Here is a 12,510-nt window from a genome sequence, read left to right on the forward strand (position 1 = left end):
TCATTCCCCGCGAAGGCGGGGAATCCAGTACGCCGCAGCCTTTCGATTCCATCACCGCCGTCTCGGAGTACTGGGTCGCCCGGTCGAGTCGGGCGACGACACCGGAGCTAAACGCGAGCATGTGAACAGCCGCGGGCTTGACGCGTTCGTTGGCAATGCCACGTTTGTGCGTGTGACATTGTGAGCTCGCATCATGTGGCGCGGCATCCTCGTTTTCCTCCTGTTGGCGATATCGACGGTTGCCGCCGATGCGCAGCGCCGCCAGATCAATCCGATCCCGTTTTCGCATGAGCCGTGCAGCGTGCTCGCCGGCCGGCCCTGCACGCCGTACTATTGCAGCCCGCTCGAGCCCGGCCCCTGCATTCCCGAGATCGATTACCCCTACGGTCAGAACCTCCAGCTCACGATCGAAACCGTGCCGACGGAGGCTGATCGCGCCAAATACCGGAAGCCAGATCACGATCTCGATACGATCGGCGATCTCTTCGCCGAGCTGCGCACCTGCTGGTCGCCGCCATCGGGCAATGCGCGCGCGGGCATGCAGATGGCGGTGCGCTTCAGCTTCAACAAGGCAGGCGGCATGATCGGTCCGCCGCAGCTGACCTATGCGACCGCCGGCGTCCCGGCCGATACCCGAACGACCTATCTCAACGCGATCAATTCATCGCTGAAAGCCTGCCTGCCGCTCAAATTCACCAACGGCCTCGGCGGCGCTCTGGCCGGACGCCCGATCGCGATCCGCTATGTCGATAATCGCGAGCTTGGAAAATAGCTCTATCCCCGCATCTTGCGGACTGCGCTTGCGCGGGTCTCGCAGGATGAAGGCCGCGCTGTTGCAGACTCGAGCCTGCACGCCTCACCATGAGGCGTGAGAGTTGCGACCCGCGCCCAATCGATGATACGCCATAGGCGGGGGCGCTGGTTGAGGGGAGGATGTCGTGGGTCTGCTGGTCATGATCCTGGGGCTGATGCTGTTTTTTGCGGCCCATGTTTTCACAACGAAACGAGAGGCGCGCGCGCAGGCGATCGCGAGACTGGGCGAGGGGACCTACAAGATCCTCTATGCGGCCGTCTCGCTTGCGGGACTGGCGCTGATCATCTGGGGCTTCGCCCATTATCGCGCTGCCGGAATGATCCCGGTTTGGGAGCCGCCGGTCGCATTCAAGCACATTACAGTCGCGCTGATGCTGCCCGCGGTTATCCTGGTAGTGGCGTCCTACTTGCGCGGGCGCATCTATGCGACGCTGAAGCATCCGATGCTGGCGGGCATCAAATTGTGGGCGGCCGCGCATCTGCTCGCCAATGGTGATCTCGGCTCCATCATCCTGTTTGGCTCGTTCCTGGGCTGGGCCGTGTACGACCGCATCTCGCTGAAGCATCGCACCGATGGCGGCGGCCCGCCGATTCCGGTGGGCGGGGTCACCAATGATCTGATCGCCGTTGCAGTCGGTGTCGTCGCTTATCTCGCGCTGGCCTTCGCATTCCACCCGGTTGTGATCGGCGTTCCCGTCATGGGAGGCTGACGACAGCCGATCAGCGCAAGACGGTTCCGCGCAGCCGTGCGCGGAACGTGACAAGCAACAGCCGAGGGCATCCCGATGGACTGGTCGCAATCTCAGATCCCGCCGATGCGGTTCGAGGCGCGCTTCGGCGATCGGGTGGTGCCGGCCTTCAGCGACCGGCCGGCGAGCCTGTGGGCGATGATCGCGGACGCTTGCGCCCGCAATCCGGACGGCGAAGCGCTGATCGCAGGCGATGTCCGGTTGAGCTGGCGGCAGGCCGTGGAGCAGGCTGCGCGGATCGCGGCCGGCTTTCGCAAGCTCGGCCTGCAGCGCGGCGATCGCGTCGCGATCCTGCTCGGCAACCGCATCGAGTTTCCGCTATTGCTGTTCGCGGCGGCCCACGAGGGGCTGGTCACGGTGCTGCTCGGCACGCGCCAGCAGAAGCCCGAGATCGCCTATGTCCTCGCCGATTGCGGCGCCAGGATCCTGATCCATGAAGCAGGGCTCACCGAGCGGCTGCCCGATGCGCTTGATGTCCCCGATGTCATCCACCGCATCGCCGTCGACAGCAATCAGGCCCTGTCGCGTTTCGCCGTGCTCGCCGACAACGTCCCGGCATCGGCGCCGGTCGAGATCGGCGAGGAGGACACCGCGATGATCCTCTACACCTCGGGCACGACAGGCAAGCCGAAGGGTGCGATGCTCGCCCATTGCAACATCGTCCATTCCTCGATGGTGTTCGTCTCCTGCCTGCAATTGACGGAAGCGGACCGCTCGATCGCGGCCGTACCGCTCGGCCATGTCACCGGCGTCGTCGCCAACATCACGACCATGATCCGCTGCGGCGGCGCGCTGATCATCATGCCGGAGTTCAAGGCCGCGGATTATCTCAAGCTCGCCGCGCGCGAGCGCGTCACCTACACGGTGATGGTGCCGGCGATGTACAATCTCTGCCTGCTCCAGCCCGATTTCGACAGCTACGATCTCTCGAGCTGGCGCATCGGTGGCTTTGGCGGCGCACCGATGCCGGTCGCGACCATCGAGAAGCTCAAGGCGACGATTCCCGGCCTGAAGCTCGCGAACTGCTACGGCTCGACCGAGACGACGTCGCCCTCGACGATCATGCCGGGCGAGCTGACCGCGAGCCACATCGACAGTGTCGGCCTGCCGTGTCCCGGTGCCCGCATCGTCGCGATGGGAGCGGACGGGCGCGAGCTGCCTCATGGCGAGATCGGCGAGCTCTGGATCCAGAGCGCCTCCGTCATCAAGGGCTACTGGAATAACCCGAAGGCGACGGCCGAAAGCTTCACGGGCGGATTCTGGCATTCCGGCGATCTCGGCTCGGTCGATGCGGAGGGGTTTGTCCGCGTGTTCGACCGGCAGAAGGACATGATCAATCGCGGCGGCCTGAAGATCTATTCGGCCGAGGTCGAGTCCGTGCTGGCCGGCCACCCCGCCGTGGTCGAGAGCGCGATCATTGCCAAGGCCTGCCCGGTGCTGGGCGAGCGCGTCCACGCCGTGGTGGTGACGCGGGCGCAGGTGGCAAGCGAAGCCTTGCGCGCCTGGTGCGCGGAGCGGCTGTCCGACTACAAGGTCCCCGAAACCATGGCGATCACCTCCGAGCCGCTGCCGCGCAATGCCAACGGCAAGGTGCTGAAGCGGCAGCTGCGGGAGCTCCTGGGAACCTGAGCCGGGTAGGCGACTCCGGGCTGTTCCGGGTGGTTAACGCCTTGATTGGGCTCGCTTTGCCTTGCCACCGCCATATCGTTAGGGTACCCCGCCGCCACGTGGGGGACGGGATTCCTGACGCGAACGCATTGGCGCGCGCACCCGGACGGGCATGGGATTAACATAAGTGTCTGAATTATTTGACGAAGTCGACGAGGAAGTACGTCGCGAACAGCTCAAGAAGCTGTGGGACAAGTATTCGATTGTCTTCATTGCCCTGATGGTGCTGATCGTGGCCGCCGTCGGCGGCTGGCGCGGCTACCAGTATCTGGAGGGCAAGAAGGCCGCCGAGGCCGGCGCCGCCTTCGAGAAGGCCGCTGAGCTGTCCGACCAGGACAAGCACGCGGAGGCCGAGGCCGCCTTCACTGAGCTCGCCGCCAAGGCTCCCTCGGGTTATCGCACCCTGGCGCGGCTACGTGCCGCGGCCGAGGCAGCGCCCCGCGATCCCAAGGCGGCCGCCAAGATGTTTGACGACATCGCCGCCGATCGCAGCATCGGTGGTGAGTGGCAGGATCTGGCGAAGATCCGCGCCGCCGGCCTGCTGGTCGACAGCGCGTCCTATGCCGACATGCAGCAGCGGCTGGAGTCCTCCGCCGCGCCCAAATCCACGTTCCGCCACAGCGCCCGCGAGTTGCTGGCGCTATCGGCCTGGCGCAACAACGACATGACCGCGGCCCGCAAATGGCTCGACGCGATTGCCGAGGACGGCGAAACGCCGCCCGGTTTGCGCTCACGCGCCGAGGCGCTCCAGGCCCTGCTGCCGCCCGTCGCCAAAAGCTGACCAAGAGCTGACCTTCGGGCTCACTGACGTAGACGAGACACAAGATGCGCCGCACGCCACGCTTGATCGCAGCCGCCGTCCTGATCGCCTTCACGGGCATCCTGGGCGGCTGCTCCAGCTTCGATCCAAGCGACATGCTCGACTTCCTCGACACCAAGAAGAAGCTGCCGGGCGACCGCAAGCCGGTCTTCCCGGAGGGCGTTCCGGGCCTCGAGCAGGGCGTGCCGCGGGAGATGTACAAGGGCGCAGCACAGCAGCAGCCGGATCCGAACGCACCGGCCGTCGCGGCTCTGCCCGCCGAGCCGCCGCCCGAGGCCAAGCCGGCAAAGGGTGCCAAGGCGAAGAAGACCAAACAGCCTGCCAGCGCCTCCACCGCGCCCGCTGAGGCGCCGGCGGGCGAGGTTGACGGCGAGGCCCAGCCCGAGGCCGCGCCGCCTACGGCCGCTCCGCCGCCCAAGCAGAAGATCGTGCGCAAGCGCACCACCGCCCCGCCGCCGGATCAACCCGTCCAGCAGGCGCAGCCGACCCAGACCACCCAGCAGCAATCGCAGGGAGCTTTCCCGGCACCGATGCCGAGCGGCAGCTTTTCGCGCTGATCCCTTCATTACATTGACAGGCGCGGCCTTCGCAGCGCACGAATGACCGATGTCCTTCACGATTGCTATTATCGGCCGGCCCAATGTCGGCAAATCGACGCTGTTCAACCGCCTGGTTGGGCAGAAGCTCGCGCTCGTCGATGACCTGCCGGGCGTCACCCGCGACCGCCGCGAAGGTGAGGCCAGGCTCGGCGATCTCGAATTCACCATCATCGACACCGCCGGCCTCGACGAGGGCGCCAAGGGCTCGCTGACCGCGCGCATGCAGGAGCAGACCGAGGCCGCGATTGCACAGGCCGACGCGCTGTTCTTCGTCATCGATGCCCGCATCGGCCTGACGCCCACCGATCGCGCCTTCGCCGATTTCGCCCGCAAGGCCGACAAGCCGGTACTGCTGGTCGCCAACAAGAGCGAAGGCAAGCACGGCGATGCCGGCGCGATGGAGGCGTTTGCGCTCGGCCTCGGCGATCCCATTCAGGTCTCGGCCGAGCACGGCGAGGGCATGGGCGAGCTGTATGACGCCCTCCGCGAGTTGATGCCGGAGCCTGTCGAGGAAGATGAAGCCGAGGACGACGAGCCGCTGACCGAGGAGGAGGCCGCGACGCGTCCGATCCGCGTCGCCATCGTCGGCCGGCCCAATGCCGGCAAGTCGACGCTGATCAATCATCTGCTCGGCGAGGAGCGCCTGCTGACGAGCCCGGAGGCCGGCACCACGCGCGATTCCATCGCGGTCGAGATCAACTGGAAGGGCCGCGATTTTCGCGTGTTCGATACCGCAGGCCTGCGCCGTCGCTCGCGCATCGAGGAAAAGCTGGAGAAGCTCTCGGTCGCCGACGCGTTGCGCGCGGTGCGCTTTGCCGAAGTCGTCGTGATGATGATGGACACGCAGAACCGCTTCGAGGAGCAGGATCTGCGCATCACCGATCTGATCGAGCGCGAGGGGCGCGCGGTCGTCCTCGCCGTGAACAAATGGGATCTCATGGAGACCAAGGGCGGCGGCGCGATCTCGACCTTGCGTCGCGATGCCGATCATTGGCTGCCGCAGATCAAGGGCGTACCGATCGTCGCCGTGTCGGGCCTGATGGGCGAGGGTATCGATCGGCTGATGCAGGCGATCCAGGACGCCTACGCGCTCTGGAACAAGCGCGTGTCGACGTCGGCACTGAACCGCTGGTTCGAGCAGGCCGTTCAGGCCAATCCGCCGCCGGCCGTGTCCGGCCGCCGATTGAAGCTGAACTACATCACCCAGACGAAGGCGCGCCCACCGAGCTTCGTGCTGTTCTGTTCGCGCGCTGACGCGGTGCCGCAGTCCTACTTGCGCTACCTGACCAATTCCATGCGCGAGACCTTTGAGCTGCCGGGTACGCCGGTGCGCATCACTCTTCGCGAAAAGGCCAACCCCTTCGCCCACAAGCGCAAGCGGCCGTCGTGAGCAACGATGCCGGCGAGGCGACGGCGCGAAGCGCTGCGCCGGTCCGGCGTGGTGCCGTCGCCTTCATCTTCGTCACCATCCTGCTCGACATGCTCGCGCTCGGCGTGATCATGCCGATCCTGCCGAAGCTGATCGAGAGCTTCGTCGACAACGACACCGCGCATGCGGCCCGCATCTTCGGCCTGTTCGGCACCGCCTGGGCGCTGATGCAGTTCGTGTTCTCGCCGGTGCTCGGCGCGCTGTCGGATCGCTTCGGACGGCGGCCGGTGGTGCTGCTGTCGAATTTCGGGCTCGCCGCCGACTATGTGTTGATGGCGCTCGCGCCGTCGCTGCTCTGGTTGTTCATCGGCCGCGTGATCTCGGGCATCACCTCGGCGAGCATTTCGACCGCCTTTGCCTATATCGCCGACATCACGCCGCCGGAGCGGCGCGCGGCCGTCTTCGGCAGGATTGGAGCTGCCTTCGGCGCCGGCTTCATCCTGGGCCCGGCGCTCGGCGGCCTGCTCGGCGATATCGATCCGCGGCTGCCGTTCTGGGCGTCGGCGGCTTTGAGCTTTGCCAATGCGCTCTATGGGCTCTTCGTCCTGCCGGAATCGCTGGCGCCGGAGCGGCGCGCGCCGTTCCGCTGGACCAGCGCCAATCCGGTCGGAGCGCTGCACTTGCTGCGTTCCAACGCGGCGCTGGCCGCGTTATCCATCGTCAACTTCATCGCACAGGTCGCGCATGTCGTGCTGCCCTCGACCTTCGTGCTCTATGCGACCTATCGCTACGGCTGGGATTCCAAGACCGTGGGTCTGACGCTCGCGATGGTCGGCATCTGCGCCATGGTGGTGCAGGGGCTCGCCATCGGCCCGATCGTGCGCGTGCTCGGCGAGCGGAATGCGCTGGTGCTCGGTCTGTGCTGTGGTGCGATCGGCTTCGTGATCTTCGGCGCCGCGCCGACCGGCCCGCTGTTCTGGATCGGCATTCCCGTGATGTCGCTGTGGGGCATCTCGGGGGCAGCCATGCAATCCTTGATGACGCGGCTGGTTGCGCCCGATCAGCAGGGCCAGTTGCAGGGCGCAACCGCGAGCGTGCAGAGCGTCTCGCAGCTCGTCGGGCCGTTCCTGTTCACGCTGACGTTTTCCTATTTCATCGGCGCCAGCGCGCCGTGGCATCTGCCCGGCGCGCCGTTCCTGCTTGCGGCGGTATTGATGGTGGTATGTGTCGCGATCGCAATGCGGACGCTGGTGACTACGAAGACGGTTTCGTAGGGTGGGCAAAGCGAAGCGCGCCCACCGCTACTTCGTCAACTCGCGGAGAGAAGGTGGGCACGGCGCTTACGCGCCTTTGCCCACCCTACGGCAACGTCGACTCTCTTACTTCTTCACCAGCGGGCACTCGCTGTCCTTGAGCGGCTTGGCCGCGTCTTCCGCCGCGATCGTGGCGATCTGCTTGTAGTAGTCCCACGGACCCTTCGACTCCTCGGGCTTCTTCACCTCGAACAGATAGGCCGGGATGAGACGGCGTCCGTCCTGGCGCAGCGGGCCATTGCCGAACAGCGGATCGTCGGTCGGCAGCTCCTTCATCTTGGCGACGACCTTGGCGCCGTCATGCGGGTTGCCGCCGAGCGCTTCCATCGCCTTGAGATAATGCAGCACCATCGCGTAGTTGCCGGCCTGGGTCATCGACGGCATCGCATTCTTGCTGGCCAGGGCTGCGAAGCGCTTCGACCAGGCGCGCGTCTGCTCGTTCATGTCCCAGTAGAAGGACTCGGTGAAGGTCAGGCCGTGCGCGGTCTTGAGCCCCAGCGAATGCACGTCGTTGATGAACAGCAGCAGCGCCGCGAGCTTCTGGCCGCCCGATACGATGCCGAATTCGGCCGCCTGCTTGATCGAGTTCGTGGTGTCGCCGCCGGCATTGGCGAGGCCGACCACCTTGGCCTTGGACGATTGGGCCTGCAGCAGGAAGGACGAGAAGTCCGAGCTGTTGATCGGATGCTTGACGCTGCCCAGCACCTTGCCGCCGTTCGCCGTCACGACGGCCGTGGTGTCGCGCTCCAGCGCGTGGCCGAAGGCATAATCCGCGGTAAGAAAGAACCAGGTGTCGCCGCCAGCCTTGGTCAGCGCCTTGCCGGTGCCGTTGGCGAGCATGTAGGTGTCGTAAGTGTAGGAGATTGTGTTCGGCGTGCAGGCCTTGCCGGTCAAGTCGGCAGAGGCGGCGCCGGAATTCAGCAGCACCGAATTCTTTTCCTTGACGAGGTTGCTGACCGCGAGCGCGACGCCGGAGTTCGGCGTATCGGCGATCGCATCGACCTTCTCGTTGTCGATCCACTGCCGAGCGATATTGACGCCGACGTCCGGCTTGTTCTGGTGATCGCCGCTCAGCACGTCGATCTTCCAGCCCTTCTTGAGCAGGCCGGAATCCTCGACGGCCATCTTGATCGCGACCACGGAGTTCGGGCCGCCGATATCGGCATAAAGGCTCGACATGTCATTCAAGACGCCGATCTTGACGGTCTTGTCCTGCGCGTAAGCGGATGTTGCAAAACCGAAGGTGGCACAGGCCAGAAGGGCCGCATAGCGGCGCGCGAGCGTCGTCGTCATAAAAGGTCTCCTCCATTTTCAATATGCGGACGGCTCTCTTGCGGAGCCTTGTTCCGGCTGATCGCTCTACCGTGTCCCACGGCTGGCGGCAATGCGCCTAAAGCCGGATGACGCTGCGGCGTAGCGTCATCCGTCGGTTAACCTTTGGGCAAAGTGTGTTGAGACGCTATTTGAGCGCGTCCGAGGTCAGCTTGAATTTCTGGATGCGCTTACCGGTGTCGACCTCGGCGGTATAGACGTTACCCTTGGCGTCTATCGCCATGGCATGCACCCAGTGGAACTGCCCGGCGTTGCGGCCGTTGTGGCCGAAGCTGCCGACGACGCTGCCGTCCTCGCGCTTGATCACCCGGATCTCGTTGTTCTCGCCGTCGGCGCTGAGCAAATAGGTCTGCTTCGGATCGGGCCAGATCGCGATGTCCCACACCGCGCCGTTGCCGAGGGTGTTCTTCTCGAAGAAGAACTCCTTCACGAAGGTGCCATCCTTTTTGAACACCTGGATGCGATTGTTGATGCGGTCGCAGACGTAGACGAGACCGTCATTGGCGAGCTTCACGCAATGGACGGGATTTCCGAATTGTTGGGAGACGGGCGCCTTGGGATCATACGCCGCCTGCTTGTTGTCATCGGGCTTGTTGCCATAGGCGCCCCAGTGCCGCTTGTAAGCGAGCGTCGTCGCATCGAACACGATGACGCGGCGGTTGCCATAACCGTCGGCGACGTAGATTTCGTTCGCCGCCTTGTCGATCGCGGTTTCGGCGGGCTTGCCGAGCTGCGTGGTGTCGTTGCTGCCGAGGCTCGGCGCGATCTTTCCGATCTGGGCGACGAACTTGCCGTCGAGCGTGAATTTCAAAATGGCATTGTCGTTGTCGGCATTGCCGCCGACCCAGACGAAGCCGCGCTCGTCGACCTCGATGCCGTGCTCGCGGCCGACCCATTCATAGCCTTCGCCCGGACCGCCCCACGACCGCAGCAGATTGCCGTCGGTGTCGAATTCGAGCACGGGCGGCGCCGAGACGCAGCACTTCGAGCGCGGCGGGTTGAGGCTCGCGCCTTTCTCGTCATCGGTGAGCGAGCGCGGGCGATGGATCACCCAGATATGGCCCTGCCAGTCGACGGTGATGCCGCCGACCTGGCCGAGGATCCAGTTGTTCGGCAGCTGTTTTGGCCAGGAGGCATCGACCGCGAAGGTCGGGACGTCACCCGCAGTCGCCGTGCCTGGAAGCACGAACGCGATGGCTGCAATAAGGATGGAGAAGGCGTGAGAGACTCGTACGAGCGCACGGCCGAGCCTTGTACAGACAAGCCCTGCGCGATCATGCCACGGCGCCATGGCAACCTCCCTTTTTTGGCTTGCGGCTTGCTGCCGCTTGAGCGCGGGCAGTCAATCGCGGGGAGGCACGCGAGTCAATCAGGCCGGCGAGCGGAAGCTCATCAGTGTGCGGGTCTTGTAGTCGTAGAACTTGCCGGTTTCGGTCCAGTCAGGCGCGCACATCGGGACGATGAATTCGGCGACCTGCTCGGGTGTCTCCAGCGTCGCCGGATCTTCGCCCGGCATCAACGTGGCCCGCATGCGGGTGCGGATCGGGCCCGGGTTGAACAGGTTGACACGGAGCGGCGTGTTCGCGGTTTCCTGCGCCCAGGCGCGGGCCAGTGTTTCCAGCGCGGCCTTGGAGGCGGCGTAGGGGCTGACATAGGCGGTGGCCTTGTTGGCGGCGCCTGAGGTGATGAACACGGCGCGGCCGGCATCGGACTGCCTCAGCAGCGGCTCCATGCAGCGGATCAGCTGGAAGTTCGCCGAGACGTTGACGGCCATCACGTCGGTGAAAGTTTTCAGTTCGATGTGGCCGACCGGCGAGGAGGGGCCGAGCACGCCGGCATTGCCGACGAGGATGTCGAGCTTGCCATAGCGTTCGTGCAGCCCGGCCCCGAGCCGCGCGATGCCGTCGGAATCGGTGAGATTGAGCGGCACCAGCGTGGCGCTGCCGCCGTCTTTCCGGATCTCGTCATCGAGCTCTTCCAGCCCGCCCTGCGTGCGCGCCGTCGCAACGATATGCGCGCCCGCCTTGGCCAGCGCCCTGGCCGTGGCGAAGCCGATGCCGCGCGAGGCGCCGGTGACGAGAGCGATGCGGTTGGCGAGGGGTTTTGTCATGGCGGGGTTTTACAGGCGTGGATGGCCGGGACAAGCCCGGAATTTCTGCCCTCGAGCTCCCGCCGCAGCCCTACTGGATATTGGTACTATTGTTCGGGCCGTTCCCCGAGCTGTCAGGCGGCACCTTCATGCCCTGCCTGAAGGCAAGACGATGAAGCCGACCAAAAGCCCTCCGCAGAGAATGGCGATGGCCAGCTGCATCGTCGCGGTCTTTCGTCAGCTCGCTTCCGCCAGCAGCGACAATTGCCGCGGCTGCTGCTCGGTCTGGGTCTGGTCGGTGAGGTGGGTCGGATACGCCCCGGTGAAGCAATGATCCGAGAATTTCGGATTGGCGGGGTCGCGGCCGGGCTCGCCCATGGCGCGATACATGCCGTCGATCGACAGGAAGGCGAGCGAGTCGGCGCCGATGATCTCGCGCATCTCCTCCAGCGAATGCGTCGCGGCCAGAAGGCCGCCGCGATCCGGCAGGTCGATGCCGTAATAATCGGGATAGAGGATCGGCGGCGAGGCGAGGCGGAAATGCACTTCCTTGGCGCCGGCGTCGCGCATCATGCGCACGATCTTCTTCGAGGTCGTGCCGCGCACCAGCGAGTCGTCGATCAGGATGATGCGCTTGCCTTCGATCGCGGCGCGGTTGGCCGAATGCTTCATGCGCACGCCGGACTCGCGGATCGCCTGGGTCGGCTGGATGAAGGTGCGGCCGACATAGTGGTTGCGGATGATGCCGAGCTCGAACGGCACGCCGGAATGCTGGCTGTAGCCGACCGCGGCGGGCACGCCGGAATCCGGCACCGGTACGACGACGTCGATCGGCACATGGCTCTCGCGCGCGAGCTGCGCACCAAAGGCCTTGCGCACTTCGTAGACCGAGCGGCCGTGAACGATGGAGTCCGGACGGGAGAAATAGATGTATTCGAAGATGCAGGGGCGCGGCGCCATCGGCGGGAACGGCTTGTGAATGTCCTGGCCGTTCTCGTCGAACACGATGACTTCGCCGGGCTCGATGTCGCGAATGAAGCGCGCGCCGATGATGTCGAGCGCGCAGGTCTCCGAGGTCAGGATCGGGCAACCGTCGAGCTCGCCGAGCACCAGCGGACGGATGCCGCGCGGATCGCGCGCGCCGACCAGTTTCTTGTTGGTCAGCGAAACCAGCGCATAGGCGCCCTCGATTTCGCGCAGGGCGTCGATGTAGCGCTCGATGAAGCGGCTGCGCCTGGAGCGCGCGACGAGATGCAGGATCACCTCGGTGTCGGTGGTCGACTGCATCATCGCGCCGTTCTTCACGAGCTCGCGGCGCAGCGTCAGGCCGTTGGTGAGGTTGCCGTTGTGGGCGACCGCAAGGCCGCCGGCATTGAGCTCGGCGAACAGCGGCTGCACGTTGCGCAGGATGGTGGCGCCGGTGGTGGAGTAGCGGACATGACCGACGGCCATATTGCCGGGCAGGCGGTCGATCACCTCGCGGCGGGAGAAGGTGTCGCCCACGAGGCCGAGGCGGCGTTCCGAGTGAAAGCGGCTGCCGTCGTAGGAGACGATGCCGGCGGCCTCCTGGCCGCGATGCTGGAGGGCGTGGAGACCGAGCGCAGTGATGGCGGCGGCGTCAGGGTGGCCATAGATGCCGAAGACGCCGCATTCCTCGCGGAGCGTATCGCCCTCCAGGTCGTCCTGAAGCTCTAGCGCGGCTGGGCCGAGATCAAGTTGGGCGTCCTGGTCAGGGTGTCGCATCTCGTCCGCGCCTCT

Annotated in this window: 11 protein-coding genes; 7 read left to right on the forward strand and 4 right to left on the reverse strand. The window is 65.4% G+C overall.

Annotation, left to right across the window (positions count from 1 at the left end; all coding sequences use genetic code 11):
- Nucleotides 1-193 precede the first annotated feature (193 nt).
- The 7 genes from ABIA90_RS05755 to ABIA90_RS05785 all read left to right on the forward strand — a co-directional run bounded on the left by ABIA90_RS05755 (nucleotide 194) and on the right by ABIA90_RS05785 (nucleotide 7,292).
- Nucleotides 194-772 carry a UCP034077 family protein gene (locus ABIA90_RS05755; RefSeq protein WP_354117577.1) on the forward strand — a complete coding sequence of 193 codons (579 nt, stop codon included), beginning with the start codon at nucleotides 194-196 and terminating at the stop codon, nucleotides 770-772.
- Between the two features lie 166 nt (nucleotides 773-938).
- Nucleotides 939-1,523, forward strand: a complete 585-nt coding sequence (locus ABIA90_RS05760; RefSeq protein WP_063983728.1) for an NnrU family protein — start codon at nucleotides 939-941, stop codon at nucleotides 1,521-1,523.
- A gap of 75 nt (nucleotides 1,524-1,598) precedes the next feature.
- A complete protein-coding gene (locus ABIA90_RS05765; protein WP_354117578.1) occupies nucleotides 1,599-3,191 on the forward strand; it encodes a class I adenylate-forming enzyme family protein in 1,593 nt (530 codons plus the stop codon).
- A gap of 166 nt (nucleotides 3,192-3,357) precedes the next feature.
- Nucleotides 3,358-4,011, forward strand: coding sequence for a tetratricopeptide repeat protein (locus ABIA90_RS05770; RefSeq protein WP_282522291.1), 654 nt, complete (start codon nucleotides 3,358-3,360; stop codon nucleotides 4,009-4,011).
- Nucleotides 4,012-4,055: 44 nt separating this feature from the next.
- Nucleotides 4,056-4,607: a hypothetical protein gene (locus tag ABIA90_RS05775; RefSeq protein WP_166095816.1), complete on the forward strand. Its 552-nt coding sequence runs from the start codon at nucleotides 4,056-4,058 to the stop codon at nucleotides 4,605-4,607.
- 49 nt (nucleotides 4,608-4,656) lie between these two features.
- Nucleotides 4,657-6,039, forward strand: coding sequence for a ribosome biogenesis GTPase Der (gene der, locus ABIA90_RS05780; RefSeq protein ID WP_354117579.1), 1,383 nt, complete (start codon nucleotides 4,657-4,659; stop codon nucleotides 6,037-6,039).
- Nucleotides 6,036-7,292, forward strand: a complete 1,257-nt coding sequence (locus ABIA90_RS05785; protein WP_354117580.1) for a TCR/Tet family MFS transporter — start codon at nucleotides 6,036-6,038, stop codon at nucleotides 7,290-7,292. Before der ends, ABIA90_RS05785 begins: the two co-directional genes overlap by 4 nt.
- Before the next feature lie 105 nt (nucleotides 7,293-7,397).
- On the opposite strand, the gene ABIA90_RS05790 is transcribed toward ABIA90_RS05785, so the two are convergent.
- The 4 genes from ABIA90_RS05790 to purF form a co-directional block, all read right to left on the reverse strand.
- Nucleotides 7,398-8,624, reverse strand: a complete 1,227-nt coding sequence (locus ABIA90_RS05790) for an ABC transporter substrate-binding protein (protein ID WP_071914710.1) — start codon at nucleotides 8,622-8,624, stop codon at nucleotides 7,398-7,400.
- 166 nt (nucleotides 8,625-8,790) lie between these two features.
- Nucleotides 8,791-9,954 (reverse strand): NHL repeat-containing protein, encoded by a 1,164-nt coding sequence (locus ABIA90_RS05795; protein WP_354117581.1) that lies wholly within the window; start codon nucleotides 9,952-9,954, stop codon nucleotides 8,791-8,793.
- A gap of 78 nt (nucleotides 9,955-10,032) precedes the next feature.
- Complete coding sequence (locus tag ABIA90_RS05800; protein WP_354117582.1) at nucleotides 10,033-10,773, reverse strand: SDR family NAD(P)-dependent oxidoreductase; 741 nt, start codon at nucleotides 10,771-10,773, stop codon at nucleotides 10,033-10,035.
- 216 nt (nucleotides 10,774-10,989) lie between these two features.
- Nucleotides 10,990-12,495 carry an amidophosphoribosyltransferase gene (gene purF, locus ABIA90_RS05805; protein ID WP_063983721.1) on the reverse strand — a complete coding sequence of 502 codons (1,506 nt, stop codon included), beginning with the start codon at nucleotides 12,493-12,495 and terminating at the stop codon, nucleotides 10,990-10,992.
- Nucleotides 12,496-12,510 lie beyond the last annotated feature (15 nt).

Source organism: Bradyrhizobium sp. LA6.8 (assembly GCF_040547935.1).
Taxonomy (GTDB): Bacteria; Pseudomonadota; Alphaproteobacteria; order Rhizobiales; family Xanthobacteraceae; genus Bradyrhizobium; species Bradyrhizobium barranii.

Bases quoted from the DNA above. Each gene is read 5' to 3' on its own strand.
- ABIA90_RS05765 (WP_354117578.1), top strand. From the start codon at position 1,599: ATGGACTGGTCGCAATCTCAGATCCCGCCGATGCGGTTCGAGGCGCGC.
- ABIA90_RS05775 (WP_166095816.1), top strand. From the start codon at position 4,056: ATGCGCCGCACGCCACGCTTGATCGCAGCCGCCGTCCTGATCGCCTTC.
- ABIA90_RS05800 (WP_354117582.1), bottom strand. From the start codon at position 10,773: ATGACAAAACCCCTCGCCAACCGCATCGCTCTCGTCACCGGCGCCTCG.
- ABIA90_RS05755 (WP_354117577.1), top strand. From the start codon at position 194: ATGTGGCGCGGCATCCTCGTTTTCCTCCTGTTGGCGATATCGACGGTT.
- ABIA90_RS05795 (WP_354117581.1), bottom strand. From the start codon at position 9,954: ATGGCGCCGTGGCATGATCGCGCAGGGCTTGTCTGTACAAGGCTCGGC.
- ABIA90_RS05790 (WP_071914710.1), bottom strand. From the start codon at position 8,624: ATGACGACGACGCTCGCGCGCCGCTATGCGGCCCTTCTGGCCTGTGCC.
- der (WP_354117579.1), top strand. From the start codon at position 4,657: ATGTCCTTCACGATTGCTATTATCGGCCGGCCCAATGTCGGCAAATCG.
- purF (WP_063983721.1), bottom strand. From the start codon at position 12,495: ATGCGACACCCTGACCAGGACGCCCAACTTGATCTCGGCCCAGCCGCG.